At 61.6% G+C, this 1216-nt stretch carries 1 protein-coding gene, 1 tRNA gene and 2 pseudogenes; all 4 read right to left on the bottom strand.

Annotation, left to right across the window (positions count from 1 at the left end; translation table 11 throughout):
• Window positions 1-198, bottom strand: a pseudogene (locus AC1DU6_RS31885) (NADH-quinone oxidoreductase subunit B); the annotation flags it as partial.
• Window positions 199-228: 30 nt separating this feature from the next.
• Complete coding sequence (locus AC1DU6_RS31880; protein ID WP_056196915.1) at window positions 229-588, bottom strand: NADH-quinone oxidoreductase subunit A; 360 nt, start codon at window positions 586-588, stop codon at window positions 229-231.
• Between the two features lie 222 nt (window positions 589-810).
• Window positions 811-895, bottom strand: a tRNA-Leu gene (locus AC1DU6_RS31875).
• 112 nt (window positions 896-1007) lie between these two features.
• Window positions 1008-1216, bottom strand: a pseudogene (locus tag AC1DU6_RS31870) (preprotein translocase subunit SecG); the annotation flags it as partial.

Raw genomic sequence — 1216 nt, 5'->3', positions numbered from 1 at the left:
GGACTGGCGCGGGCTCGGGCGAAACAGCATGCCGAAGCGGTCGATGTCGTAGCGCGCGGCACCCGCGTGCATCATCTCGACGGCACAGCAGGCCAAACCGAATGTCATCGGCCAGAGTGAGCCGGTCTTGGACCAGTTGATGAGCTTGTCGACCGACGTGGTGACAAAGCCCTCTTTCAAGACGCCTTCAATACCCATTTGGAATTCCCAGCTTGTGTCGGCGGACGTTTATTCCCAATCGAGGGCGCCTTTTTTCCACTCGTAGGCAAAGCCGACGACCAGAATGCCGAGGAAGATCATCATGGCCCAGAAGCCCGTCGCACCGATCTCCTTGAGCGCCACGGCCCAAGGGAACAGGAAGGCAATTTCCAGGTCGAAAAGAATGAACAGAATGGCGACGAGGTAGTAGCGCACATCGAATTTCATGCGCGCGTCTTCAAAGGCCTCAAAGCCGCATTCGTAGGGGGAGTTCTTGGCCGCGTCGGGCCGATTGGGGCCGAGCAGCGCGCCGAGCACCTGGGGTGCAATCCCGACCACTGCGCCGACCAAAATGAAGAGGATGACGGGCAGGTATTGATCGAGATTCATCTGGGCTTTCTCGGGTCGACTAAACGTCTTCGTCAACGTGGCCCGCATACGCGAGCCACAAAAGCAAACGGGCGCGTCACCAGCAAAACCAAAGTCTCGCTCGCGGATCGCGCCCGCCTTGAACCTAGCCTCAATCAACCCAGCCTGAGGCTGAGCGACTTTGGCGACAGGCCGCTATGGCTGACTCCCGCATCAGTGCCGCGGGAATCCTAGCCGATGTTCTGGTGCCGTCGGCGAGACTCGAACTCGCACAGCTTTCGCCACTACCCCCTCAAGATAGCGTGTCTACCAATTTCACCACGACGGCAGGTACTCAAACATGCCTGGCAGCTAGTGAGGGTTTGCGTGCCAGACAGCCTCGAATTCTATACCGGGAATTAGGGGTGTCCCGGTGAAGAGGCGAGGTTTTTAGTCGGACTTCAGTTGGGGGCAGCGGAGGCGGCAACCGAGGCCGGCGCGACCGGCGCAACGACGGCACCAGGGATGGCGGCAGCGCCCGACGCGGCGGGCGCGACGACGGCGGCGCGGTCCAGCACGCTGTCGGCAGTCGGTGCGGCCGTGCGGCCGTTGGACAGGAAGGCCAGGCCCAGCGTGCAACCAAAGAACAGCGTGGCGGCGACGGCCGTGC

Source organism: Roseateles sp. P5_B10 (assembly GCF_056400485.1).
Note: the sequence above shows the minus strand (reverse complement) of the source record. Positions and strands in the feature narration are given on the sequence as shown.

What these genes read in the sequence shown, in the direction of transcription:
- AC1DU6_RS31880 (WP_056196915.1), bottom strand. Translation starts at nt 588, where the DNA reads ATGAATCTCGATCAATACCTGCCCGTCATCCTCTTCATTTTGGTCGGC.